The sequence below is a fragment of the Brevibacterium moorei genome, from assembly GCF_024580735.1.
Lineage (GTDB): Bacteria > Actinomycetota > Actinomycetes > Actinomycetales > Brevibacteriaceae > Brevibacterium > Brevibacterium moorei.
This window is the reverse complement of sequence record NZ_JANIJX010000066.1, coordinates 1-668: the sequence shown is the minus strand read 5'-3', so window position 1 is coordinate 668 and position 668 is coordinate 1. Positions and strand designations below refer to the sequence as shown.

The 668-nt window shown below is 63.6% G+C and carries 1 protein-coding gene; it reads left to right on the top strand.

Translation table 11 applies throughout. The features are described 5' to 3' along the window. Window positions 1-264: 264 nt before the first annotated feature. The coding region (locus NQ034_RS16065; RefSeq protein WP_257050023.1) for an IS110 family transposase at window positions 265-668 on the top strand (404 nt) is incomplete at its 3' end.

Here is a 668-nt window from a genome sequence, read left to right as displayed (position 1 = left end):
CCGTTACCTTTTTAGTAGCCCTGGTTCGTGACAGGATCAGGACTGCTGGCCCGTCGGGCCCGGCATGACTTATGCCCCCAGTCATTGATGATCCGGGGGGTGTTGTCACCGGGTTCCGATAGGCATCAAAGGATCGCTGATAGGGACCGGACCCAACCGTGTGCACCATGGGCGCGAGTGAAGAGTCGGTCGTAACGTGGATGCCGAACTTTGAGGCCGCAGGCGCGCCAGCTTCACCAGTTGCCAATCTGGAAGAGGTGCCTCATGATCGACGGGTACGACACAGTCGACGTGTTCATCGGAATCGACGTCGGCAAGACCGAACACCACGCAGTCGCATTGGACCGCGACGGCAAGAAGCTCTACGACAAGCCACTACCGCAAGACGAGGCGAAACTGCGGACTGTCATCACCAAGATGACCGGCCATGGAACGGTCCTCGTCGTGGTGGACCAGCCGGCCACGATCGGCGCACTCCCCGTCGCGGTCGCCGCCGCGATGGGCGTCCTCGTCGGCTACATCCCGGGCCTTGCGATGCGCCGGATCGCCGACCTACACCCCGGCCAGGCGAAGACCGACGCCCGCGATGCCGCGATCATCGCCGACGCAGCCCGCACCATGCCGCACACCTTGCGGTCCATCGTGCTGGCCGATGAACAGGCTGCGCA